General features: G+C 70.6%; 22 protein-coding genes and 2 pseudogenes. 10 read left to right on the top strand and 14 right to left on the bottom strand.

The genetic code is table 11. The features are described from left to right. Nucleotides 1-44: 44 nt before the first annotated feature. Entirely contained in the window at nt 45-515 is a 471-nt protein-coding gene (locus AC07DA_RS33135; RefSeq protein ID WP_479131936.1) for a universal stress protein, read from the top strand. Between the two features lie 225 nt (nt 516-740). On the opposite strand, the gene AC07DA_RS33130 is transcribed toward AC07DA_RS33135, so the two are convergent. The 5 genes from AC07DA_RS33130 to AC07DA_RS33110 form a co-directional block, all read right to left on the bottom strand. Further along, a complete protein-coding gene (locus AC07DA_RS33130) occupies nt 741-1,997 on the bottom strand; it encodes a cation:proton antiporter (RefSeq protein WP_479131948.1) in 1,257 nt (418 codons plus the stop codon). Between the two features lie 149 nt (nt 1,998-2,146). Then, a complete protein-coding gene (locus AC07DA_RS33125) occupies nt 2,147-3,199 on the bottom strand; it encodes a PP2C family protein-serine/threonine phosphatase (RefSeq protein ID WP_479131935.1) in 1,053 nt (350 codons plus the stop codon). Between the two features lie 153 nt (nt 3,200-3,352). Further along, nucleotides 3,353-3,940 carry a DUF3592 domain-containing protein gene (locus AC07DA_RS33120; protein WP_479131934.1) on the bottom strand — a complete coding sequence of 196 codons (588 nt, stop codon included), beginning with the start codon at nt 3,938-3,940 and terminating at the stop codon, nt 3,353-3,355. Between the two features lie 18 nt (nt 3,941-3,958). Next, nucleotides 3,959-5,077, bottom strand: a complete 1,119-nt coding sequence (locus tag AC07DA_RS33115) for a site-2 protease family protein (protein ID WP_479131933.1) — start codon at nt 5,075-5,077, stop codon at nt 3,959-3,961. After that, nucleotides 5,070-5,672, bottom strand: a complete 603-nt coding sequence (locus tag AC07DA_RS33110) for a hypothetical protein (protein ID WP_479131932.1) — start codon at nt 5,670-5,672, stop codon at nt 5,070-5,072. Before AC07DA_RS33110 ends, AC07DA_RS33115 begins: the two co-directional genes overlap by 8 nt. 424 nt (nt 5,673-6,096) lie before the next feature. Here AC07DA_RS33110 and AC07DA_RS33105 point away from each other — a divergent pair, with 424 nt between their 5' ends. The 4 genes and pseudogenes from AC07DA_RS33105 to AC07DA_RS33090 all read left to right on the top strand — a co-directional run bounded on the left by AC07DA_RS33105 (nt 6,097) and on the right by AC07DA_RS33090 (nt 11,546). Next, nucleotides 6,097-7,281: a PucR family transcriptional regulator gene (locus tag AC07DA_RS33105; protein WP_479131931.1), complete on the top strand. Its 1,185-nt coding sequence runs from the start codon at nt 6,097-6,099 to the stop codon at nt 7,279-7,281. A gap of 291 nt (nt 7,282-7,572) precedes the next feature. Further along, nucleotides 7,573-9,216 (top strand): annotated as a pseudogene (gene abc-f / locus AC07DA_RS33100) (ribosomal protection-like ABC-F family protein); the annotation flags it as partial. A 1,251-nt stretch (nt 9,217-10,467) separates the two neighbouring features. After that, on the top strand, nt 10,468-10,809 hold the full coding sequence (locus AC07DA_RS33095) for an ArsR/SmtB family transcription factor (RefSeq protein ID WP_479131930.1): 342 nt from the start codon (nt 10,468-10,470) through the stop codon (nt 10,807-10,809). Continuing rightward, the gene (locus AC07DA_RS33090; protein WP_479131929.1) at nt 10,806-11,546 is read left to right on the top strand and encodes a cation efflux transmembrane domain-containing protein; all 741 of its coding nucleotides are present in this window, start codon (nt 10,806-10,808) and stop codon (nt 11,544-11,546) included. Before AC07DA_RS33095 ends, AC07DA_RS33090 begins: the two co-directional genes overlap by 4 nt. Nucleotides 11,547-11,747: 201 nt before the next feature. Here AC07DA_RS33090 and AC07DA_RS33085 read toward each other — a convergent pair whose 3' ends face one another. Continuing rightward, complete coding sequence (locus AC07DA_RS33085) at nt 11,748-13,097, bottom strand: aspartate aminotransferase family protein (RefSeq protein WP_479131928.1); 1,350 nt, start codon at nt 13,095-13,097, stop codon at nt 11,748-11,750. Nucleotides 13,098-13,184: 87 nt separating this feature from the next. Between AC07DA_RS33085 and AC07DA_RS33080 the strand changes: the two genes are divergently transcribed. Next, a complete protein-coding gene (locus tag AC07DA_RS33080; RefSeq protein WP_479131927.1) occupies nt 13,185-14,084 on the top strand; it encodes a LysR family transcriptional regulator in 900 nt (299 codons plus the stop codon). Between the two features lie 498 nt (nt 14,085-14,582). On the opposite strand, the gene AC07DA_RS33075 is transcribed toward AC07DA_RS33080, so the two are convergent. Then, the gene (locus AC07DA_RS33075; RefSeq protein ID WP_479131926.1) at nt 14,583-14,741 is read right to left on the bottom strand and encodes a hypothetical protein; all 159 of its coding nucleotides are present in this window, start codon (nt 14,739-14,741) and stop codon (nt 14,583-14,585) included. Nucleotides 14,742-14,827: 86 nt separating this feature from the next. Between AC07DA_RS33075 and AC07DA_RS33070 the strand changes: the two are divergent. Both AC07DA_RS33070 and AC07DA_RS33065 read left to right on the top strand, forming a co-directional pair. After that, nucleotides 14,828-15,099: pseudogene (locus tag AC07DA_RS33070) on the top strand (DUF3291 domain-containing protein); the annotation flags it as partial. A gap of 334 nt (nt 15,100-15,433) precedes the next feature. Then, a complete protein-coding gene (locus AC07DA_RS33065) occupies nt 15,434-16,261 on the top strand; it encodes an SAM-dependent methyltransferase (protein WP_479131947.1) in 828 nt (275 codons plus the stop codon). Nucleotides 16,262-16,423: 162 nt separating this feature from the next. On the opposite strand, the gene AC07DA_RS33060 is transcribed toward AC07DA_RS33065, so the two are convergent. Next, nucleotides 16,424-16,798, bottom strand: coding sequence for a hypothetical protein (locus AC07DA_RS33060; protein WP_479131924.1), 375 nt, complete (start codon nt 16,796-16,798; stop codon nt 16,424-16,426). Then, the gene (locus tag AC07DA_RS33055) at nt 16,795-17,382 is read right to left on the bottom strand and encodes a TetR/AcrR family transcriptional regulator (protein WP_479131923.1); all 588 of its coding nucleotides are present in this window, start codon (nt 17,380-17,382) and stop codon (nt 16,795-16,797) included. The genes AC07DA_RS33060 and AC07DA_RS33055 overlap by 4 nt, the downstream gene beginning before the upstream one ends. 361 nt (nt 17,383-17,743) lie before the next feature. On the opposite strand from AC07DA_RS33055, the gene AC07DA_RS33050 reads away from it, so the two are divergent. Together AC07DA_RS33050 and AC07DA_RS33045 are read left to right on the top strand one after the other, a co-directional pair. Then, entirely contained in the window at nt 17,744-18,232 is a 489-nt protein-coding gene (locus tag AC07DA_RS33050) for a hypothetical protein (protein WP_479131922.1), read from the top strand. Next, the gene (locus tag AC07DA_RS33045; protein ID WP_479131921.1) at nt 18,229-18,714 is read left to right on the top strand and encodes a hypothetical protein; all 486 of its coding nucleotides are present in this window, start codon (nt 18,229-18,231) and stop codon (nt 18,712-18,714) included. Before AC07DA_RS33050 ends, AC07DA_RS33045 begins: the two co-directional genes overlap by 4 nt. A gap of 256 nt (nt 18,715-18,970) precedes the next feature. On the opposite strand, the gene AC07DA_RS33040 is transcribed toward AC07DA_RS33045, so the two are convergent. The 5 genes from AC07DA_RS33040 to AC07DA_RS33020 form a co-directional block, all read right to left on the bottom strand. Beyond that, nucleotides 18,971-19,276: a hypothetical protein gene (locus AC07DA_RS33040; protein WP_479131920.1), complete on the bottom strand. Its 306-nt coding sequence runs from the start codon at nt 19,274-19,276 to the stop codon at nt 18,971-18,973. A gap of 765 nt (nt 19,277-20,041) precedes the next feature. Then, nucleotides 20,042-20,950, bottom strand: a complete 909-nt coding sequence (locus tag AC07DA_RS33035) for an SDR family oxidoreductase (RefSeq protein ID WP_479131919.1) — start codon at nt 20,948-20,950, stop codon at nt 20,042-20,044. 364 nt (nt 20,951-21,314) lie between these two features. After that, entirely contained in the window at nt 21,315-21,794 is a 480-nt protein-coding gene (locus tag AC07DA_RS33030; RefSeq protein WP_479131918.1) for a MarR family winged helix-turn-helix transcriptional regulator, read from the bottom strand. Nucleotides 21,795-21,802: 8 nt separating this feature from the next. After that, a complete protein-coding gene (locus tag AC07DA_RS33025; protein WP_479131917.1) occupies nt 21,803-22,864 on the bottom strand; it encodes an alkene reductase in 1,062 nt (353 codons plus the stop codon). A 78-nt stretch (nt 22,865-22,942) separates the two neighbouring features. Further along, nucleotides 22,943-23,848: an NADP-dependent oxidoreductase gene (locus AC07DA_RS33020; protein WP_479131916.1), complete on the bottom strand. Its 906-nt coding sequence runs from the start codon at nt 23,846-23,848 to the stop codon at nt 22,943-22,945. Nucleotides 23,849-24,336: the final 488 nt, after the last annotated feature.

Below are 24,336 nucleotides of genomic sequence, written 5' to 3'. Positions count from 1 at the left end.
TATAACACTCTTACCCCCCCCGACGCTCTCCCGATCACCTCGGCGTGCGCCCCCCCGACGCCAGGGCGCCGCGGGACCGCTGTGTCGTGGTGGGTGTCGACACCGACGACGACACCTGTCACCAGGTTCTGGACCTGGCGTACCGGGAAGCCGACCTGCGGGGTGCTCGCCTGGAGGTGGTGCACAGCACCCGCACCGCCGCGGCGACTCCCACCGGAGTGGTGACGACCGTTCCGCTGGACGCCCCACTCGCCCACAGCGGTCCACGGGCCACGCTCCTCGCGGCGCTGGAGAGCCGGCGTAGGCGTTTCCCTCATGTGAACGCTCAGGTGAGGGTCGAGCACGGGTCACCGGCACCACTGCTCGTGGAAGTGTCGAGGTCTGCTTGCCTTCTGGTCGTGGGCTCACGCCGACGGACCGGGCTGCGCCGCTTCCTGCTGGGATCCGTCAGCGCCAAGGTGCTCCACACCGCCGACTGCCCGGTCGCCGTTCTGCCGGTCGGGCCGGGGGAGTGATGATCGCCTGGCGGTCGGAGGGGCCCGGGAAGGGGCGGCACCCGGCGTGGCAGGGGATGGCTGCGAGTCGCTGGGGGGCCCGGTGCTCCTCAAGGGCCCGGTCATGCCGGCGAAGCGCGGGCAGTGAGGATCCGGAGCACACCACCGATCACAGCGAGGATGAGGCCAATGGTCCACATCCCTCACGGTGAGCGTACGGCCGTTCCAGCCGGTTGAGAACGAGCGCTATTCGGACCGGTCAGCGCGGAACCGGTCGAGGCGAGTGATGACCGGCCCCGCCGTGACTCCGTGCAGGACCACCGAGAGCAGCACCGTGAAGACGACCACCGCCCAGAGCTCCCGTTCCGGCACGCCGAACCCGTGCTGGCCCAAGCCGTAGGCGAGGTAGTACAGGGAACCGATCCCCCGAACACCGTAGGCCGCGACCACCCAGCGCTCCCGGTGTCCCAGCGGGGTCCGCACGAGTCCGGCCCATCCTGACAACGGCCGGACCACCAACAGCACCGCCGCCGCGGCCACGGCGCCCTGCCACGTCAGGGAGGACAGGCCGCCCAGTGCGATGAAGGCACCCAGCAGGAAGAGCACCGCGGCGGTGAGCAGGCGTTCCACCTGCTCCGTGAAGTCGTGCAGAACGTTGTGGTAGCCATGGGCCCGCTCGGCGGCCCGGATAGCGCACGCGGTGACGAAAACCGCCAGAAAGCCGTATCCGCCCGCCACCTCCGTCAGCCCGTAGGAAAGGAAAGTCGCGCCCAGGGCCACGAAACCCTCCCGGTGCTTGGACAGTCGGAGCGACCTCGACCGCGCCCGGAAGAACATCCAGCCGAGCAACCGGCCCACCAGGAGCCCTCCCGCCACTCCTACAGCGCACTTGTAGGCCACGTCCTGCACGGCCCACGAACCGACCCACCCCGCGGACCAGCCCGTGCCCGCGACCGCCGCCAGACCCACGGCGGCGTACGTCAGGGGAAAAGCCAAGCCGTCATTCAGTCCCGCCTCGCTCGTCAGAGCGAACCGCACCTCGTCCTCGTCGTGCTCGTCGTCCGTGGGTTCCCCCACCCGCACTTCGGCGGCGAGCACCGGGTCGGTCGGTGAGAGAACCGCCCCGAGCAGGAGTGCCGCGGCCGGCGGCCAGTCCAGCAGCCACCAGGCGAGGACTGCGGTGGCAAGGAACGTCAAGGGCATGGTGACCCCAAGCAGACGCCAGGTCACGCGCCACCGCCGCCACCCGACAGGGCGATTGAGCGCCAGCCCCGCACCCATCAACGAGATGATGACGACGACCTCGGTGACGTGCTCGGTCACCATCCGGTCGTGCACCGGATCGATGACGGGGAGCGGGAGGGGAAGGAGATACACGCCGATGCCGCACAGCAGGAAGACCAGCGGCAGTGACATCGGGCGTCCGGCCAGAACCCGGGGCAGTACCGACACGAGCAACGCCCCCGCTCCGAGTGATGCGAAGACGGCATCTGCGTTCGTCACTTCCAAGGCCGCCCTTCTGAACACTCGCTGTGTCGCCCAGCGGCAACCAGCCGCTGGGACCCACTGGTACCCCACGGTGCCTGTGTCATGGTCAGCAACGAGCGCCCCATCGATCTGTTGCGTTCGGAGGCCAACCGGCTGAGGGCGGGCTACGCTCCACGGTGCCGCAGCAGCAGCATCGCTGCGTCATCCTGAAGCGGGCCGCTGACATGCTGCACGAGGTCCTGCCGCAACACCTCCAGCGCTGCTTCCGGATCGTCCCCCTTCAGTAGCTGAGCGCGCTCCGCGAGCGGATAGAAACGTCCCTCGGCGTCGCGGGCCTCCGTGACCCCGTCCGTGTACAGGAGGAGCCGGTCACCGGGGAGGAAGTCGGTGCGAAACGGCTGCGGCGACTGCGTGTCGTGAGCGCCCAGACCGAGAGGGAGCGCGTAGGCGGAGGGCTCGGGCCAGTGGAGCGTGCCGTCGGCGCGGATCAACAGCGGTGCCGGATGACCGAAGTTGAGGAAGGTGACCTCCTGGGGGCCCACCTCGGCGAGGACCGCGGTGACGAACTTCTCGTCGCCCAACTGCCGGTCGACGGCCCTCTCCAGTCTGCATCCCACACCGGCGAGGTCGGCCTCCTCCGGTGCCGCTTCCCGGAAGGCGCCCAGGACCACGGCCGCGGTCTCCACGGCGTCCAGGCCCTTGCCCTGCACGTCCCCCACGATCACCCGCACGCCATGCTGCGAGGTGACCACTTCGTACAAGTCGCCTCCGATGCGGGCTTCCGCGACCGCGGACATGTAGCAGACGGCTGCCCGCACGCGCCCTGCCAGGCGGGGAACCGGCTTGAGAAGCACCTGTTGAGCGGCCTCGGCGATGGAACGCACATTGGCCAGCTCGGTCTCCCGCCGCTCTCGCATGGATACGGCCAGCAGGCTGGCGGCGGTCACACCGAGAACCGAGACGATGCTCGTCACGCCGCGTGATCCGTCGAGCAAGCCGTTGTACCAGCCGAGAACGAGGCACAGAGCCAGCGCGATCCCGCCGACACAAGCCGTACGGCGCCAACTGCCCACAAGCGGAGCGAAGGCGGGCCCCAGCGACACCAGCGGAAGAAAGACAACCGCCGGTCCGACCACGAGGTCGGCGACCGTCACGGCGGCCATCATCGTGAAAGGCAGCGCAGACAGCACCCTATGACGGTGATTGTCCGGCCTCATGGACTCTTCCCTCCTTCACCCGCCCGGCATCCTTTCCCCGGCGCCACCGGCGACTTGCGGAAACGGTCCAAGATCCATGGTGGCGTAGGGGACCTGCGGTGGTCCATGGGAGGGGAGCGTATCCGGTGGCTGAGGGCTGGTGATCGTCCTCCTTCACTGGGAGTCGGCTCTGCCACCGCTTTGCGCGTTCATGCGCTTCCACTCCTTTGCCCAACATGCCATGCGGTGCCGCTCCAACCCCAGGCGTACGCCTCCGGCGGCGGCGAGGGCGGCTCCGCCTGCCCCCGCCGCCGCCAGCACGGCCCCTGCGATCGCGTGCCAACGGGCCTGGTCCATGTTCAGCGGTTCGGCCACGACCTTGTTGCCTCGGTCCACCCATACGGTCACGGTCTGTCCGGCCGGGGTGCCCGAGGGCACCCTGGCCTCATCGGTGTGGGTGGAACCGTCGGGCGTCGTCCAGCGCACGGGCGTCCACACGCGGTAGCCACTCGCTTTTCCCTGGGACGGCCGATCACGCGCTTCCTCCACCAGCACGGCCCGGACCTGGCTCCGCTCCGCCCGCTGCCGCTCGGCGGACCGTTCTATGGCATCCGCCACGGCGAGGCCCGCGAGCAGACCGCCGACCAGTGCGATCACCCAGGAAACCAGGACGACCCATCCTTCTATGACGTCGCTGGGCCGCCGCAGCGGATTCGCTCGCCACCGCCACAGCCAGACCTGCCCTCGCTTCGCCCCGGCCACCTGCCGACGCTCCTCGCCTCACGAGCCGCGCAGCGACAAGCGCCCGGCGAGCCGGGAGATGTCGCGCCCCGTGATGATGCCGGCCAATCGATCTCCCTCGGTGACGATGACGGGCAGCCCGCGATTCGCGGCGGACATCTCGTAGACCTCCTGCAGCGGTGCGTCACTGGAGCAAGTCGTGCACCGCGTCCACGGCGTGGCGACGTCGCGCACGCGCAAGGTGTCCCGCTGGGCGGCGGGCACCCCGGCAAGCCGCGCGACGTGCAGCAGACCGCTGGGGCGCCCTTGGAAGTCGATGAGGACCACGGTCGAGTGGCGGGTTCCGACGGCGATGTCGTCGATGAAGCGCTGTACGGTCAGCCAGTCCTGGCACGTCTCGACCGGGCTCGACATGGCATCGGATGCCCGCAGCCCCCGCAGGGCCGGGGCGAACCTCGCACGCTGATGTTCCGCTGCCGCGGTGATCACGACGAACAGGCCGACGATCGTCAGCCACAATCCGCTCCAGGATCCACGCAGCACGATGATCCAGCCGAGCACGATCAGCAGCACACCGAGGACCTGACCGCCGCGCGCCGCGGTTCGTTCCGCGCGGTCGCGGTCCCCCGTACGCCACCAGGCCAGTGCCTGCACCACCCGCCCTCCGTCGAGGGGAGCAGCCGGCAGCAGATTGAACAGGGCCAGGAAGAGGTTCATCCAGCCGACCCACAGCAGAACCGCCGCGGGCACCGCCCAGCCCGCCATGCTCAGGCCCGCGCCTGCCCCGAGCGCGAGGACGCCGACGAGCAGGCTGGTCAGCGGACCGACGACGGCGACCCAGAAGGTCGAACCCGCTGTACGAGGTCGGCCCATGCGCGTCATGCCGCCCAGGGCCCAGAGCGTGATGCCTTCCACCGTGATGCCTCTGCCGCGGGCCGCGACAGCGTGAGCCACCTCGTGGGCCACCAGACTCGCGAGCAACAGCAGGGCCCCCGCCAGCGCGGCGAGGGTGTAGACGGTGTCCGACTGGTCGGGAACCGCTGCCGGCAGGGTCTGGCTTCCCAGGCTGAAGCCGAAGAGCACGAGCAGCAGGGGAACGGTCCAGTGCATGCGCAGCGGCACTCTGGCGAGTCGTCCCAGCCGCACCGACCTACTCATGGTCATTCCCGGGGGCGGAAGCCCGTGGGCCCGCGACGGCTCCTTCACCGCCGCAGGGCGCCGGGACACGGCTGGGCGGCCCGAGCTGACCGACACCCCGGGCCGTCGTGAGCGCTTCGCCCGCTGCGCAGGCGGTGGGTGCAGTCGGTGCAGTCGGTGCAGTCGGTATGGCGGCCGGCTGCCCGCTGTCGCCGGCTGCCGCGCCCCGTGGTTGCGGGCCGCTCGTCCTGCGACGACGAGGCCGGGAGCCGCGGCCCTGATGATGCACGGACGTGGCCGGGGCACGCCCATTGAGCGTGCCCTGCTCGCCTTGGCGCGAGGCCGATCCGTTGAGGATCGCCGTAAGGATCAGACCGGCCACCGCCACCACTGCGAACGCCAGGGCCGCCTTCCAGCGCCAGTCGAGGCGCAGGCCGTCCTCGCCGGTGCCCGTGTCGTCGCGCTCGTCCGTCCGCGCACCGGGATCCCGGCCGGTCCGCCGCTCAGGGAACCGGCGGGTCAGGGCGTCCATCTGCGCGACCAGCTCCGGGTCGTCCTGGGACAGGCGCTGCTCCAGTTCCGCGAGGATACGCCGGTCGTCCATCGAGGGATTCATGCCGATCACCGTTCCTTGTCGGTCAGCACGCGGATGGCGGTCACGCCGAGGACGGGTCCGTTCCGGCCGGGAATCCGGTGGCTCCGGTGCCGGCCGACCCGTGGGAGCGAGCGGGGGGCGTGACGGCTTCGCCGTCCCGCCCTGACTGCGACGAGGCGGTGGGCCTCCCGGCTCGTCCGCGCCGCGACACGCGGCGCTTCACCGGCAGCCCAGGTCCGAGGGTGATCCGTAGGAATCAAGGTGGCCTCCCTGACCGGCAACACGAGTGGCCCTTCGGCACAGCGCCTCTCCCTCGTGCGCAGCTTTCACCGGGGCGCTTCACTCACGGACTACCCGGGCGCATGACCTGGACGCCTTCCGTTCCTGCACAAAGTCGGCGGTCTCGACCCCTCACTCTTTTCCCGCGTCCGGCAAGATGGAAAGCATGCCGAGACAGAACCGCCCTGACCCGCATCCGCTCACACCCTGGGCGACGGATCCTGCACCGCGGGCCGCGGCTGATGACCGGAGCACGGTTCACCGCGAGCAGCTGAAGCGCTGCGCGGAGTCGCTGGCCGGCACCTGTCTGGAAGGGAGGCCGCTGCCCGCCGGGGATCTCGCACAGCTCCGGCGCCTCGCCACCGAAGCGGCCGGTCACGGAGCGGCTCTGCACGTCCTGGTGGGCGACTACGTCTCCGCGGCCGGCCGGGTGTGGACACGCTTGACGGGGCCCGAGCGAGGGCTGGCGCCGGCCGACCTGAAGGACGTGGGGGCCACACTGATCAGTGCGGTCGCCGAGGCGACGACAGCGCTGACCGAAGGCTATGAAACCGCCCACCGCGCGGCCATCCGAGGCGAGGAGGCCATGCGGCGTGAGTTCGTCGACGACCTTCTGGACGGCCGAACCGACCTGGGGCGCCTCGCCGAACGGGCCGAACGGTTCGGACTGCGACTGGTCGGACCGCACTGCGTGGCCGTCGCCCGTGCGCCCGAGCCCTTCGGTGCGGGCGACGACACCACCCGGTACATCGAAGAGGCCATGTCGGCGCGGTTCGGCGCACGGGATGTACTGATCACGACCAAAGACGGCTTGCTCGTATGCGTGGCACCCGGAACCGCACCGGACGTGGCCGACTTCTTCGCCGCAGCCGTGAGCAGGGCCGTGGATCGGCCGTGCCGCATCGCCACCAGCCGGTTGCGGCCCGGTCCCAGCGGCATCGTTCGCTGTTACCAGGAGGCCCGCAGCACCCTCGAACTCGCCGCCCACCTCGGCTTGACCACGCCGCGTGTCCATGCCTCGGATCTGCTGGTCTATCAAGTCCTCGGCAGAGACCGGGCGGCCATCACCGACCTGGTGGCCACGGTCCTCGGGGGCCTGGAGCAGGCACGCGGCGGACCGGGAACCCTCCTGGACACTCTGTCCGCCTTCTTCGCCAGCGGCAGTGTGAACACCACGACGGCGCGTCGGCTCAACGTCAGCGTACGTACCGTCACTTACCGGCTCACCCGGGTCCGCGAGCTCACCGGCCACGATCCCACGGACCCCGATCAGCGGTACATCCTGCAGACCGCGGTCCTGGGCGCCCGCCTCCTGGAATGGCCCGGCCGACCGCTGCAACCCTCTGAGTGACCACCGTTTCAGAGGGCACCAGGCCACGGGTGAAGCCACGGTGGCAACCACGCTTTGGCACCTGCGCCTTCATCTGCCCTCGACTGCCAGCACGCGCTCCGCGCTCTCGCCGGTCCCGCTCGCCGGCGACCGGGACCGGCGAGCGCGCGCCGTGGCCCGCACGCATTGCGACGAGACGGTTCGTCTTGTTATGGTGAGGTCATGGCTTTCCTCTTCTTCGTCTGAGTCCGGGCACGGCCGCTGCCGCCGTTTCTGACGCCCGCTGATGCTCCGACACCCAGGGAGAGCCCCATGCGCCATCCTGCCCGAACCCGCCCGCCCACCGCCGTCCCGGTCGGCGCGCAGCTGTCCGTCAAGTCCGTCACCAAGTCCTTCGGCACCCGGACCGTCCTGGACCAGGTCTCCTTCACCGTCCGGCCGGGTGAGAAGGTCGCCGTCATCGGTGAGAACGGCTCCGGCAAGTCCACCTTGCTGCGGCTGCTCGCCATGGCCGAGAGGCCGGACACGGGGGAGATCACCGTCCGCTTCCCCGGCGGCACCGGTCACCTCGCCCAGACCCTCGACCTCGATGCCGACCGCACCGTGCAGGACGCGGTCGACCTCGCCCTGACCGAACTGCGCGACATGGAGCGAAGGCTCCGTGCGGCGGAGGAGTCCCTCGCCGACGCGTCGGACGAGGAACTCGCCTCCTACGGCACACTGCTGATCGCGTACGAGGACCGCGGCGGATACGAGGCGGACGCCCGTGTCGATGCCGCCCTGCACGGACTCGGCCTCGCGCACGTCACCCGAGAGCGCCTGCTCGGCTCGCTGTCCGGCGGCGAACAGGCCCGCCTCGCACTCGCCTGCGTCCTGGCCGCCGCCCCCGAGTTGCTGCTCCTGGACGAACCGACGAACCACCTGGACACGACGGCCGTGCGCTGGCTGGAGGAACACCTGCGTGCGCACCGCGGCACCGTCGTCGCGGTCACCCACGACCGCGGCTTCCTGGAGCGCGTCGCCACCACAGTCCTCGAGGTCGACCGGGACGAGCGCACTGTGCGCCGGTATGGCGACGGCTGGGCCGGTTACCGCACGGCGAAGGCCACCGCCCGGCGCGCGGCGCAGCAGCGGTACGCCGACTGGGTCGAAGAGGTGACCCGCACAACACAGGTGCTGGAGCGTGCGGGACGGCGGCTGGCCACCACCGGCCGCGACCCGAAGCAGGGCTTCGGCAAGCACCGCCGCTCCAGCGAGGCGAAGCTCGGCGGGCAGGTGCGCGCCGCCCGGGAGCGCCTGAACCAGCTTTGGCGCCACCCCGTTGCGAAGCCGCCGGCACCGCTCAGGTTCACGAAGTCGCTGCCCTCGGTGGCCGGGGGCCACGACCAGGACACACTCGCCGAGCTTCAGGACGTGCGGGTCGGGCAGCGGCTGCATCTGCACGGGACTTTGGTCGTCGAGCCCGGGCAGCGCCTCCTCGTCACCGGCGAGAACGGTGCGGGCAAGACGACGCTGCTGCGCGTTCTGGCGGGCGACCTGGAGCCGGACGCCGGCATGGCACGCCGCCCGGCCCGCATCGGCTACCTGGCCCAGGAACTGCCCGCGCACGCCACGCGGTTGCCGCTGCTCGCCGCGTTCGCCGCCGACCGGCCGGGGCTGCCGGACGAGTACGCCGAACAGCTCCTGTCCTTGGGCCTGTTCCGCGAACAGGACCTGCACGTCCCGGTCGCCGCCCTCTCGGTGGGACAGCGGCGGCGGCTGCAGATCGCTACCCTGGTGACCCGGCCCGCGGACCTGCTCGTCCTCGACGAGCCAACCAACCACCTCGCGCTCGACCTGGTCGAGGACCTCCAGGCAGCGCTCGCCGCGTACCCGGGCGCGGTGGTCGCGGTCTCGCACGATCGTGACTTCCGCGCCCACTTCGAAGCCGAGCGACTGCATCTGCACGCCGGCCGCGGACGCTGCCCCGGCCCTGTCCGGCCCGGCCAACGCCGGCCGCCCCGTCCCGGCCCGCCCGCTCCGTCCGGAATGGCCCACATCCGCACATCCCACCGAAGCAGGGACCACATGACCACCTTCCTGACCCCACAACAGCGTTCCGACCGCACCTCCGCCGCAGTTGAGGCGGCCGTCCAGGCCGGGCGGGGGCTCGGGCTGACCGTCACCGAGCCCACGGTGCTCCACGACCTCTTCTCGGTCGTCGTCCACCTCGCCCCCTCACCGGTCGTGGCCCGGATCCCCACCGTCCTGCCCGACCCGTACGACCTGGCCACTCTCGCTCGCCGCCAGCGGGACGAGTTGGATGTCACGCAATGGCTGGCCGACCAGGGAATCCCCGTGATCGCCCCCAGCCCGCACGTGCCGCGCGAACCCGTGCAACGGGGCGGCTTCTCGATGACGTTCTGGCCGTTCGTCGAGGAGGCCAGGGACAAGGAACCCGACTACGTGGCGAACGCCGAGAAGGTCGCCGACCTGCACGCGGCACTGCGCACCTACCCGGGTCGGCTGGAGTTCCTGTCCACGGCCGACCCCCGGTTCATCGCGGAGAGCCTCGACCGGCTCGACCGGCATCCCGACCTGATCACAACGGCCCAGCTCGACCGTGCCCGCCGCGAGTGGCGACTCCTCGAACCCCTGGTCCGCTCACGCAGCGCCTTCGAGGCCCGCTTCCCCGGTGTGGAACTTCAGCCCCTCCACGGTGACTCTCCGCCCGCGAACATCTTCCACGCGGTGGAGGGTGACCTCTACGCCGACTTCGAACTGGTCACCCTGGGACCCGTCGAGTGGGACCTGGCCGCTCTCGGGCCCGAGCACGAAGCCGCCTACAACCGAGGCGCACGCCGCAACGGCATGAGGCCGCTCGACAAGGATGTCCTCGCCTTCGTCAACGCCCTGGGCGCACTGCGGGTCATCGCCGCCCTCACCCTGGCCCCGCAGCTCCCCGAACTGGTGGAGTACCTCAAGCCGGCGATCGATCACTGGCAGACGACGCCCTTCGCCGCAGGTATGAGCACCTGATGCCAATCGGCTGAGGAACCAAGCCGCCCTCGGCTCGCACCGCCTGGCGTCGAAGCCGGGCCGGGGGCGGCGAGATCCTCCGGCACAGATGCTGATCGCTCCTCGGGCCGGGACGGCAGCCGGCACGGGGGAGGAGGACGAAGACATTCCAGGCTTTGCTGGATTCAGGATTCGCTGTACTGTCGTCGGGTGCTCACCGTTGCCCCTGAGATCGAGGTGCTGGCCCGCTTCGGCCGCGCGCTCGCCGATCCGATCCGCTGCCGCATCCTGCTCGCCCTGCGCGAGACCCCGGCCTATCCGTCCGATCTCGCCGACGGGCTCGGGATCTCCCGCACCCGGCTGTCGAACCACCTGGCGTGCCTGCGGGACTGCGGCCTGGTCGTCACCGTCCCGGACGGCCGCCGTACCCGCTACGAACTCGCCGATGCGCGTCTCGGCCACGCCCTGGACGACCTGCGCACCGTCGTCGTCGCCGTCGAAAGCGGCCGCACCTGCCCGGACGCCGACGAGAAGGGCTGCTGCCGACCGTGACCGCCGAGACACCGATAGCCCTCGGGCCCTCCCCGGCCCGCCGCGACGCTCTCGCCCGGCGCATACGCCTGCTGGTCACGGCGACCATCACCTACAACGTGATCGAGGCGGTCGTCGCCCTCACCGCCGGCACCCTCGCCTCCTCCACGGCCCTGATCGGCTTCGGCCTGGACTCCGTCATCGAGGTCTCCTCCGCCGCCGCGGTCGCCTGGCAGTTCTCCGCTTCCGACCGCCTCGTCCGGGAGGCCCGCGAACAGCGCGCCCTGCGGATCATCGCCGTGTCGTTCTTCGCGCTCGCCGCGTACGTCACGGTCGACGCCGTCCGCGCCCTCACCGGAACCGGGGAAGCGGAGCGTTCGGTCCCCGGGATCGTCATCGCCGCCCTGTCGCTGGCGATCATGCCGTTCCTGTCCGCCGCCCAGCGCCGCGCGGGCCGCGAGCTCGGCTCCGCCAGCGCGGTTGCCGACTCCAAGCAGACCCTGCTCTGCACCTACTTGTCCGCCGTCCTCCTGGTCGGCTTGCTCCTCAACGCCACACTCGGCTGGTCCTGGGCCGACCCCATCGCAGCCTTCGTCATCGCCGCCATCGCCGTCAAGGAAGGCCGTGACGCCTGGCAGGGCAGGGGCTGCTGCGCCCCACCCTCGGCTTCCGCACCCGCGGCTTCCGCATCCACGGCCGACGCGGCCGCGGAGACGAACGCCCGCGGCTGCGGCCCGCGATGCGACTTCTGCTCCTGACAGCCGGCGATCTGACCAGGGACGTTCTCGACGCCCTGGCAGCCGCTCATGGCGTGGTCCGCAGAGGGGTCCTCGCCGGGCGGAGGCACGACGGCGTACGCCGAGACACCTGTGCGCGGGCGCAGCCCTCGCCCCGTGCGTGCTGGTGCCGGGGCGCGGCGCACGTACGCCGGCACCCGGCGGGTTGCCGGGCGGCGCGGGTCACGGCGCCGCGCTGACGTCCCCGATGGCGGTGTCCAGGATCGACAGGCCGAGGGCCAGCTCGTCCTCCGTCGCCGTGAGCGGGGGAGCGATGCGGAAGACGCCGCCCATGCGGGGAAGCTGGACGATGTTCATGTGCAGGCCGAGTTCGAGACAGCGGCGGGTGACCCGGGCACCGAGCTCGTCCGAACTCCGCTTGGTCTCGCGATCGACGACGAGTTCCAGGCCGACCAGCAGACCGCGGCCCCGGATGTCGCCGATGGCCTCGTGGCGGCCGGCCATCTCCTCCAGGCCGGCACGCAGGAAGGCACCGAGTCCGCGGGCTCGCTCGTCCAGGCGCTCCTCGGCCAGGACGTCGAGGACGGTGTTGCCCACCGCGGCCACCAGCGGATCGGAGACGTGCGTGGTGAAGAAGAGGAAACCCCGGTCGTACGCCTCCTGTTCGATCTCGGCGCTGGTGACGACGGCGGCCAGGGGCAGGCCCGCGCCGAGGGTCTTCGAGAGCGTCAGGATGTCCGGGACGACGCCGTCGCGCTCGAAGGCGTACCACGTACCGGTGCGGCACAGGCCGGTCTGGGCCTCGTCGAGGATCAGGAGCATGCCACGCTCGCGGCACTTCTCCTGCAGGGCGGCGAAGTAGCCCGGCGGCGGTTCGATGATGCCGCCGGAGCTGAGGATCGGCTCGACGAGGCACGCGGCGAGACTGCCGGTGGACTGGGCGTCGACGAGGTCGAAGGCGAAGTCCAGCTGGCGGCGCCAGTCGAGCTCTCCGTCGGGGGTGGTGAAGTCGGGGCGGTAGGCGTGGGGGACGGGGATGGCGAAGTTGCCCGGGGCGCAGGGCCCGTAACCCTCGCGGCCGGTGCTGTAGGTGGCCGACGCGGCGGCCTGGGTCATGCCGTGCCAGGACCGGGCGAACGAGACGACCTCGTGCTTGCCGGTCACGAGCTTGGCCATCCGGAGGGCGGCCTCGTTCGACTCGGCGCCGGTGGTGAGGAGCAGCACCTTCTCCAGCGGCGCGGGGAGCGTCCCGGCGAGACGACGGGCCAGGTCGACGACCGGGCGGCTGAGCATGCCGCTGTACAGGTGGTCGAGGGCGGCGACCTGCCGCTGGACGGTCTCCACGATCGCCGGGTGCGAGTGTCCGAGGATGGCGCTCATCTGTCCCGACGTGAAGTCGAGGATCTCACGGCCTTCCGCCGTGTACACGAAGCTTCCGGAGGCGCGCTCGATGACCTCTCGGGTGAAACCGCCGCCGTAGCGGACGAGATGCCGGTCCGCGTCGGCCCAGAACGTGGAAAACGTGGACCCGCGGTTCGTGAGGACGGTGGACGAGGGTGGCAGAGCAACCATGGACATGACGGTAGGGCGACGGCGAGTGTCGCGTCCATCACACATTTCCGGCTGTACTGTTCGGCAGAACCGCACAACAATCGAGGGATGCTGAATCCCTGGAGGCTGCGGTTGCTGGCCCAGCTGGAGGCGCTGGGCACGGTCCGGGCGGTGGCCCAGGCGGCCAACCTCAGCCCGTCCAGCGTGTCCCAGCAACTGGCCGTGCTGGAGACCGAGACCGGTACTCAGCTACTCGAACGTACCGGCCGCCGCGTGGCGTTGACCTCGGCCGGGCTGATCCTGGCCCGGCGCGCACGGGAGCTCCTCGACCACATGGACACCGTGGAGGCCGAGCTGCGGGGTTTCGGTGACGAGCCGTCGGGCCTGGTGCGGCTGGGGGCCTTCCAGAGCGCGGTGCACACGCTGGCCGTACCGGCGGTGAGCCGTTTGGCCCGCGCGTATCCGCACGTCGACGTGCAGCTGAAGGAGTTGGAGCCGCACGCGAGCGTGCCCGCCCTGCGGGCGGGCGACGCCGACCTCGTGATCACGACCACGGACTTCGGTGAGCTGCCGCTCGGCCCTGACCTCGACCTGCTGGCGGTGGCGACGGACCCGATCCTGCTGGTGCTGCCGCCCGACCACGCGATGGCCGGGCGGGGCCCGGCGGACCTGGCGGCCTTCGCCGACGAGCCATGGGCCTTCGACATCCCCCAGTCGTACATGGCCAACCTCGCGCTGCGGCTGTGCCGGCAGGCGCGGTTCGAGCCGTGGGTGGTGGGCCGGTTCAGCAACTACATGCTGACCCTCGAGCTGGTCGAGGCCGGGCGCGCGGTCGCGCTGCTGCCGGGGCTGGCTGTCGAGGCGGGCCGCTACCGCGTCGCCACCCGGGAGCTGGCCACCCCCGTGACCCGCACGATCACGGCGGTGATCCGTCGGGGCGCGCCACCTCGCGCGGCCGTGCACGTGGTGCTGAACGCGCTGCGGCCACCCGCGCCCGGGAACACCTGAGCCGGCGGATCGCAGCGCGGGCGTGCCCTGGCAGGCCGGGACGGGCAGGTCGACGGCGCTCGCGCCCCGCCCGCACCGCAGGGAGGGTGGCCTCGGCCGCCACCTGCGGCCGGTCTGCGGGCGGGCACGATGCCGGTCCGGGGACCGACATCGTGCCCTGGCGTGCCGTGGCGGGACCACCGTCCTGACTCCTCTCGCCGAGGCGAGGGACGTGGCCCCTGCAAGCATGCGCGGTGATCTCCTGGTCGGCCCTGGGCCGTCGCCACCACGGGACGGCGGCCTCACGGGGATCCACGACGAGACCCTCGGAGGTCAGGACGGTCGCCGCGGCGCTACCGGAACCCACGTCCTCAGCGTCGCCGTACGAGCGCCAGGACAGGCCCTGCCTGCCGCCGACCATGTCGCACTCCACGATGTGGAATCCGGTGTGACCCCGACCGCGCACCGCGTGCTGGACAGCGATGGCGTGGAGGTCATCGTGCACCGTGACGGCCAGTATCACGCCAGTCCGCAGTCGTCCGAGTGGCTCGCCTCACCGTACGAGCATCCGGTCTCCGAGGCCACACCGGCGAGGTTGCCGGCCACGATCTCGAGCCCGGTGGTCTGCCGGACCGCTTGCTCCCATGCCCTGAGCTGCTCGGGGGTCTTCAACCGCACCAGGCACCCCGCCGCCGGGCCAGACCCCACCGGCCTGGCACCGCCGGGCCGGCGTCGACGACACGGTCGCCTTCGAGACGAGACCTGTGCGGGAGGCCAGCAGTAAGCTCGCCGATCCCGCACCTCTCACGCGCGAGCTCTACGACATCGGTGAGGTCGTGTACCGGGAGATCAGTCAGCACCCCGGGTACCTCGCGCGTGCTGAAGCGGCGCATGGGGAGAGTTCGCCGTACCGAAGTGGTACGGCAAGGGCCATACGGCAAAAACCGCCGCCCTGGCCGCGCCCCTCTCGCTCTGGACGGACCTGCGCCCCGCCTTCGACGTCGTCCATACCGGTCTGCACCGTGAGGCGTTGAACACTTGGTGACACGGGTACTCGCGCCAGGAACATCCGATGGACCGAGCCGCTAGGGGAGCGTTGTGACGCAGGGAATCGAGAACGGGAAGGGCAACCGGTTCTGTAAGGCGTGTGGTGTGCCGGCCGAGGACGGCAGATTGTGCGACCGCTGCGGCACGGTTCTGGAATTCCCCGACGAGGGTGGGCTGATCGAGGACCAAGGTGCTGCGGTCCGGCGGGATTTCGAGGGGCGTGCCCGCCGCCCGGAGAGCTGAGTCGCCAGGGGCACGCGGTCAGCCGCGTGCCCCTTGATGTGCCGGAAATGGGGGGTGGGCGGGCGGTGCTGCCGGGGAGAATGGCCGTCATGAGGTATGAGGGTTCTTCCATCGACCCGGCCAGGCCGAGCATTGCCCGTGTCTACGACTATCTGCTGGGCGGCAAGGACAATTACGCCGTGGACCGTGAGGTCGGTGACGTGTTCAAGCGTGATCTGCCCGGTTCGGTGGCGATCGCCTTCGCCAATCGTGCGGCCCTGGTCCGGGCGGTCGCGCAGATCGCGAAGGGCACGGGCGTTCGGCAGTTCATCGACTTGGGCAGTGGCCTGCCGACGGCGGACAACGTGCACCAGGTCGCGCAGCGGCACGCTCCGGAATCCCGGGTCGTCTACGTCGATATCGACGACCAGGTGCTGGTGCACGGCCGCGCCCTGCTGGAGGACAATGACCGGACCCGTGTGGTCGCGGTCGATGTGCGCGATCCGGAGGGCATCCGCTCCCATCCCGCCACGCTCGAGGTCATCGACTTCTCCCGTCCCGTCGCGGTCATTTTCAGCGCGATCCTTCACCACGTCAACGATGACGAGGACCCGGCAGGCATCGTCCGCTACTGGCGCGATGAGGTGACGTCGGGGAGTTACTTCTTCCTCAGTCATTTCCGTTCGGGCGACAACCCGGAGACCCTGGAGGCCGAGAAGGTCCTGCAGCAGACGTTCGGCCGGGGCCGGTGGCGCACGGACGCGGAGATCGCCTCCCTGCTGGACGGCCTGGAGATCCTCGACCCCGGCATCGTCCCCGCGCCCCTGTGGCGTCCCGAGGGGGCCGACCACCCGTGGAACAGCGGCGCAGGACGCGAACTCACGGTGTGGGAACACCTCATCGTCGCCGGAATGGCCCGGAAACCGTAGCCTGCGTGGCGGGACGGCGAACGCCCTTCTGGTGGCGTGGCCAAGTGGGCGTGAAGAGCTGTGGCTTGCTGAGTGCCGAAGCACCCCGTGCACAGTCGGGACGCCCACGCGTGAACCTCACCTCCGCGCGGCGAAGACGGGACGCTTGATGCGGGTGCCGGTTCACCTGGTGCCGAGGAGGGCGAGGACAGCGACCGGCAGCAGCAGCATCCACTGCGGGAGTCGCAGCAGGGGGCGCGGCCAGTCGGCGGCCAGGGTGATGATGAGGAACAGTGCCGCGTACGCGAGGTACTGGGCGGCGATGAACAGTACGAGCGCCGTGCTGGGCGCGGCGACGAAGGCGAGGACCAGCAGGGCGATGGAGCTGAGCAGCAGGTCGGCGGTGACCATGTGCCACACGACGTGCAGCGTGCGCTTGGGCTCGGCGGCCACCGTGCTGCCCAGCAGCGGGCGGACGACCGACCGGCCGCCGGCGGTGGCGTGGATGAGGGTGGTCGCCGCCGCGATACCGCCCGCGGTGAGCAGCCAGCCGTTCACCGGGTCTCGATTCCCTTGGCGATCATCGCGGCGATGCCGCGGGCCAGGTCCGCAGCAGGGGGTTCGCCCATGATCCCCAGGTGGAAGAAGGCCGCCCCGGCCAGGGTGTCCAGCACGAGGTCGACCGACAGGTGCGCGCTCGTCTCACCGCGCTGCTCGGCCCGGTCGAACACCGCGACGAGCCGTTCCCTGGCCGGCTGCAGGAACCGGGAGCGGATGGTCGCGCGCAGTTCCGCTGTGGCGGCGAAGTCGGCGAGCAGGCCGGGCAGGGCCGCCGCGGCCGCCGGTGCGGAGAACTCCTCGACCAGCGACTGGACCAGTGCGGTGAGGTCGCCTTCCAGTGTTCCGGTGTCCGGCAGGTCCGCCCTCTCGGTGGTGGTGAAGACGGCCTCGTAGACCAGTTCCGGCTTGCCGGACCAGCGGCGGTAGATGGTGTCCTTGCCGACACCGGCTCGCGCGGCCACCGCGCCGATGGACGTCGCCGCGTAGCCGCTCTCCGTGACCAGTTCGACGGTCGCCTGAATGATCGCGGCGCCGGACCGCTCGTCTCGGGGGCGCCCTCGCCCGACAGGGGAAGAAGTCATGCCCCATCATAACCATACGGGTCGACCCGTATGGAATATCGCCTCGGATCGACACTGCGGCTCGTCCCCTCACCTCGATTCCGCGGCCCTTCGGCGCCGCACGAACCCTGGGCCCGGGAAAGCCGGTATGTTCCGCCTGGTGCAGCCTGACCAGTACAACTGGGTTCTGAGCAGTTGCCGGTACCAGCGGTTCAGCCGCTCCCGGTCGAGCAGCGGATGCCGCAGGCTGGGCGCCCCTCACGTCTCCAGACGGCTGAGCACCGCTGTCACGGAGACCGGAGCGGTCCTCCTCGTTCTACTGGCCGGACTGGTCGGTCTTCGGAAGCTCGACCGTGACGCGTCATCCTGGCGGGACGAGACTGTGAGCTACACCGTGGCCAAGCGTTCTCTCGGGGAGTTGTGGCTCCTGGTGCAGAACATCGACGCCGACCACGGCCTGTACTACTTCCTGGCCCATGTCGCCCTCGGGGTGTGGGACGACGGCGTCCTGACACTGCGAGTCCTGTCGGTGCTCGGCACGCTGACCGCCGTGCTGGGATATGCGGGGCTGCTGTCGCTGGGCGGATGGCTGCATGTGTCCGCTCTACTGGTCGTCCTCGCGCACGCGGTGACGCTTTGCCGCGGTCGCCGCCTGTACCTCCACGGGCGTAGCTGGTTGCTGGTGGTTGCCTTCATCGGCTGCGCCGTGGCGCCCCTGGCCGCGGTCAGCGCTGGTCAGGCGTCAGAGCAACTGGACTGGCTGGGTCGTCCGGGACTTCAGGACTGGCTCGGGTTCGTGATTCCTGCCGCCGTGGCAGCCGCCTGGGGGTATCGCTGCCCCGTCGAGACGCGGGCTCCGCCGGGGCAGTGACGCTTCCGGCGATCGGCCTGCCGCTCCTGATCGTCCCCGCCGGATTCCTGCTGACGGTGTCCCTCGTCCACCCCTGGTACGTCGACCGCTACGTCGTGTACGGCGTGTCTGGCCCGGCGCTCGTCATCGGTCAGGCCCTACGGCACTGGCAGCGGTTCCTGCGAGCGGAGACGGACCCGGCACGCAGGCGACGCAAGCGGTACGCCACAGCAGCCGTAGCCTTCGCTCTCTTCTCAGCCCTCGGCCCCTGGTACTGGCAGATACGCTCCCCTGCAAGTCGCACCGACACCGTGGGGAGCTTTTGGGGGCTCACCGTCACCGTCCCGGGAGACCCCGAACCGGTTCTCTTCCAGCCCGCACGCCGTCGTGCATGGGTACTTGCCCGGCCCGCGGTCTTCGGGCCGCTCGACGACATCGCGCTGCACCGGACACCGGCTGCCTCCGGCACGTTGTGCGAGCCCGGGCGCGACATCTCCAGCTGATCAAGTCGGCATCCGACTGGAGGCGTACCCAGGAAGGAGTCAGCAGGGGGATGACCTCGCGGCGGCAGCGGCGCGGCGAGCGTACGGACGGCGGGTGGCAGTCGTGCCCTGATCCGGCGTCGCGAGCCGCCGAACGGCGGGCTTCTGTCGCTTGACGTGGAGGTCGCCGGCACCCGGTCGGCGGCGGAGTCGCCGTGCGGACCTCGCTCGTGGTGCTGGCCGGCCCATTACCCAATCGGCGGCCACTCGAAGAAACTCAGTCCTCGAGGTCGAATTCAGGGACAAGGGTGACGTCCCTGCCTGTGCGTACGCGGTAAGAAATCTGGAGACCTTCGGGCCCGAGCGCGCGGATGGTGCCCCAGGGGATGGTCTGAGCGGTCTTGAGGCCCGTGAAGTTCGGGTTGTCCTCGATGAGGTCGAGGTTCACGCCGTTCTTTCGGCGGCTGAGCGTGAGGGTGTCGCGGGGCTGGCGGATCTCGACGGTGCATTGCTTCGCCACCGAGAGGTGAAGCTGCACGATGCCACTTCTGTCGATGGTGGCGATTCTGTCGCGGACGGCCATGCTGGCACCCAACCTCATGTGTGGCCTGTCGCCCGGGGGCGCGACAAGCTGCGTTCACGCAGTACCGTACGCGGCGATTCGCGTTATCGGCTCGCGGATCGCCGCGTACGAGAAAGGACCCGCCCACAGCCCGTTCGACCACCGATCCGCAGCGACCTTTCCCACCCGTGACTGGCCGCCGCAAGCGGCCCTTCGGCTGCGGGCTTCGAAGCGTCCCGCTCATGTCCCTACCGAAGTGCACCGAGCGGTACGAGGCAGGAGACGCCTGGCGTGCGGGCTGCTCCGTGCGCCCCGCGCTCGCGACGGTGGCCGCCTCATGCGGCTACGACGGCGGGACAAGGTGCCGGGCCGCACACGGCACATCGTGACGGACACCCTCGGTCCGCTCCTGGCCGCCGCGAGCATCGGGGACCGGGCCGCCGCGGCGGGCCCGCTGATGCGGCTGCGCCGTTTATACGGCATGACAGGATTCGTGGCGCTGCCCAGGCGCTGGGTGGCAGAACGCACGTTCGCCTGGCTGATGGACTCTCACCGTCCGGCCCGGGACCACGAGACCCTGCCTGGCACCAGCGAGGCGATGATCCGGTGGTCGATGGTCACGCGGATGAGCCAGCGTCTGGCACGGCCCCGGTCCGCCGCCGACACTGCACGCCCCCGACGCCTCCAGGATGAGCCAGCCGCGGTCCGCCAGGCGCCGGGCTTTCGCGACCGCAGTCCGTCGACTTCCGTCGGCATCGACCCAAGGTGGACCAGGATGCGGGCCCGTCACCGGTGGTGCGCCGTGCCCAGTTCGTCGGTGTACCGGCCGAGAGCCTCGTCGGCCGTGGGGACGGGGCCGAACAGTTGCTCCTGGCGGCGGGTGTCGGCGACGTAGCGGCCCGTGTCGAACCAGCTGAACATCGCGGCCATGTCCTTGACCAGGGGCATGAAGCGGCCGGCGGCCGCTCCTGCGGCGCGGGCGACGGCCGAAGGCACGGTCCACACCTTGATCTTCTTTCCGGCCCGGTTGCCCATCAGGTCGGCCATCTCACGCATGCTGACGGGACGGTCCCAGCCGATGTCGACGCGCTCACCGTTGTCGGCCTCGGCGTCGACGGCGGCCGCCAGGTATGCCGCGAGATCGGAGGTGTGGACGAAGGTGAGCGGGACGGTGGTCCTGCCGATCCACATCAGGCGGCCCTTGTCGATCGGGTCGCCCGCCATGGTCGCGATCTGGTCGAGGAATGCCCCCGGGCGCAGTGAGACGAACGGGACGCCGAGCTGTTCGAGCTTGTCCTCGGCGATCTTTTTGTGCCAGAAGTGCGGGACTTGGGGGGTCTGGTCGCTGGTGAGGATGCTGGTCAGGACGAACCGCCGGATGCCGGTGCGGTGGGCGGCCTCGGCGAGGTTGGCGTTGCCGACGGTGTCGATGTCGTGCGCGTTCTTGCCTCCGCGGGTGTAGCCGGCAGCGGTGGTGATGACGGCATCGGCACCGCTCATGGCGGCGACGAGCGAGTCGAGGTCGAGCATGTCACCGCGGACGATCTCGGCACCCCGCTTCTCGAGCCTGCTCGCGTCGGTGGTCGGCCGGACCAGGGCGCGGACGTTCTTACCGCGTCCCAGCAGTTCGTCGACGACCTTGCCGCCGAGGGAGCCGGTCGCGCCGACGACGAGGACGGGGTGGGTGGTGGTCATGGGGGTCTCACTTTCGGCAGGTCAGTGGTGGGGGGATTGGGTGGACGGGGTGGTGGTGGGCGCCGTCGGCACGGGGCGCTCGGGAGGGCCTTGAGGTGGCGGATCCGCAGCGTGGGTCAGCGCGCCGACCTGCGAAGGTCGGAGGTAGAAGGTGACCTGGGCGCGGGTGATACGTCCGTTCTCGGTGGACCGCAGTTGGCGTGGGGAAGTACTCGTCGGCTCAACCCGGCTTCTTCCGACGGGAAGCCTGGCTCCGTCCAGCACGGCCCTTCGCGAGCCGAGCGTGCTCCAGCACTGTCCCATGCGCGGAACGCCGGAAACGATCCGTACTCCAGGCCGGAACCGGGGTGCAAGCCGAGGAGAGTTACTGGGATTTCTCCTGCGGAAGAGCGCGGCTGCTGATCGCGTCGGCGATGGCGTAGGCGATGCGGACGAAGGATTCCGCCTGCTGTGCCGACAGGTTCCGCGCGGAGGTCTCCTCCAGGGCCCGCCACATGGCTGCGATGGGCTCGCGCATGGCACGGCCTTTGTCGGTGAGGTGGACGACCATGACGCGCCGGTCGTGTTCGGCCGGCTCGCGGACGAGCAGGCCGGCGTCCTGCATGCGGCGCAGGGACTTGGAGACCGTGGAGTGGTCCAAGCCGACGCTGTCGAGCAGTTCGGACTGGGTCTGGCCGTCCCGGTCGAGCAGTTGCATCAGCAGCAGTTCCTGTCCGGGATGCAGGTCCATCTCGCGGAGCATGGCGGCGGCGCGGGCCCGGTGAGCGCGGGCGAGCTGGAAGATCGCGTAGCTCATCGGCCCCTCGCTGGCCGTACTGGGGATGCGGGGTGTGGGGACGGACATGCGGTTCCTCAGACGGTGTAGGTGGGGTAGTCGGTGTAGCCGGCCACTCCGCCTCCGTAGAAGGTGGCCGGGTCGGGAGTGTTGAGCGGCGCGTCAGAGCGTAGCCGCTCGACCAGGTCCGGGTTGGCGAGCGCGAGGGCGCCGACGGAGACGAGGTCGGCCGTGCCGGCGTCGATGTCCTTGGCGCGGGTGGGCAGGTCGGTGCCGGCCCGGTTGAGGATCAGCGTGGCCGGCCACAGCGCGCGCAGGGTGCCCAGCAGAGCGTCGTCACCCGCGTGGAGGATGTGGAGGTAGGCGAGGCCCAGCGGGCTGAGGGCGCGCACGAGCGCCGGGTACAGCTCGGCGGTGTCGGACTCGGCCATGTCGTTGTACGGATTGCCGGGGGAGATGCGCAGGCCGGTGCGTTCGGCGCCGATCTCGTCGGCCACGGCGGCGGCGACCTCGACGGCGAAGCGGATGCGGCCCTCGAGGGAACCGCCGTAGCGGTCGGTGCGCTGGTTGGTGTGGTCGGACAGGAACTGGTGCACCAGGTAGCCGTTGGCGCCGTGGATCTCCACGCCGTCGGCGCCTGCCGTGACGGCAGCCGCCGCGGCGCGGCGGAAGTCCTCGACGGTCGCCGCGACCTCCCGCGTCGACAGAGCGCGGGGTGTCGGCATCTCCTGGGGTCCGGACGCGGTGAACATCGTGCCCTGCGGCCGGATCGCCGTAGGGGCGACCGGCTGGCGCCCGTGGGGGGTGTTGTCGGGGTGGGCGATGCGTCCGGTGTGCATCAGCTGGATGACGATCCGGCCGTCGGCCGCGTGCACGGCGTCGGTGACCTTGCGCCACCCGGCGATCTGCTCGTCGTTGTGGATGCCGGGAGTGAGGAGATAGCCCTGGCCGTCGGCGTTCGGCTGGGTGCCCTCGGTGATGATGAGCGCGTGCGAGGCCCGCTGGGCGTAGTACTCGGCGTTCAGCTCGGTGGGCACGCCTTCAGGGGTGGAGCGGTCACGGGTCATGGGGGCCATGACCAGGCGGTGCGGCAGGGAGAGGGCACCGACGGTGGTCGGTGTCCACAGGGAGTTCAGCATGGATGGTCCTTCGGTGTGGGAGGAACAGGCGGTCACGCGGATGAGCGGCGGGTGTGGTGGGCGCGGCGGCGGGCGTGGTCAGCCGACGGTGAGGACGAGCTTGCCCCGGACATGTCCGGCGTCGCTGACCTGCTGGGCCGTGGCGGCCTGGTCGAGCGGGTAGGCGGTGACGGTGGTGACGACCTTGCCGTTCGCGGCGTCCTCGGCCAGAGCGGCCAGGCGGGCTGCCGAGCGTTCCTGGGGACCATTGGCGAAGGTGATGCCGAGCTGGTGCGCGCGGAAGTCGGCGATGGTGACAATGCGCTCGGTGCCGCCGCGCAGAGTGATGGAGTCCTCCAGCGCTCCCTTCCCGGCCAGGTCGAACACCGCGTCCACGCCGTCGGGGGCGAGCGCCCTGACCCGCTCGACGAGACCCTCGCCGTACACGGTCGCGGTGGCGCCGAGCGAGGTGAGGTATTCCTGGTTGGCGGGGCCGGCGGTGCCGATGACATGCGCTCCGCGGGCCGCTGCCAGCTGGACCGCCAGGGTTCCGACCGCCCCGGCAGCGCCGTGCATCAGCACCGTCTCCCCGGCGGTGACGCCCAGCATGTTCAGGACCCGCTCGGCCGTCTCGCCCGCCACCGGCAGCGCGACCGCGTGCTCCCAGCCGAGGCCGGCGGGCTTGGGGGCCACGGTGGTGGCCAGCGCGTACTCGGCGTACGAGCCGGTGTCCGACCAGCCCAGCACCTCGTCACCCACCCGCACGTTCCGCACGCCTTCACCCAGGGCGTCGACCACGCCGGCGAGCTCGTGACCGGGGACGGAGGGGAGCGGCGTGGGGAACACCGCTTCCAGCGCCCCGGAGCGGATCTTGCCGTCCAGGGCGTTCAGCCCGGCCGCCTTGACGCGGACGCGGATCTGCCCGGGGCCGGGCTGCGGGACCTCGATGTCCGCCTCGTGCAGCACTTCCGTGCCTCCGAAACGGTCGAACAGGATGACCTTCATGACGACTCCTCCCGTGCCCCCACCCCGGTTAGGTGGCTAGACACATAACTACGGTAACAGCAAACATGTGGCTAGCCAAGTATTTCCTGGCGCTCGGCCGGGCCGGGGCACGTGCTGACGGCGATCGTGTCGAGGCCCCCTCGGGCTGCACGTGGCGGCAACTGCCGTCCGCGCCTTCAGGGTTGTCGGGAGGAGCGGCCCGCCCACCGGCGGTTCAGGACTTCACGTCGGCGCGGCTGCCGGAGGGCTTGTACAGGTAGTTGGTGTCCGTGTCGTTCGCTGGCCGCCGCACCGTCGACCCTCCGCGGCATCGGCGACGTCCACGGCGCACAGGGCGCGAAGCCGACGCGTCGACGAAGCGGCGTCTGCACCGGAACGACTGCGCCCGGGTGGGGAGACGACTGTTCCGGGTAGGGAGCGTCCGCACCGACGGCCGGATTCCGTCACGACGACGGTATTCGGCCAACACTCACCTTCCTTTCCTTCGG

It is taken from the genome of Streptomyces sp. NPDC044921 (genome assembly GCF_056432865.1).
The sequence above is the reverse complement of the archived record's forward strand: the minus strand, read 5'-3'. Positions and strand labels throughout refer to the sequence as shown.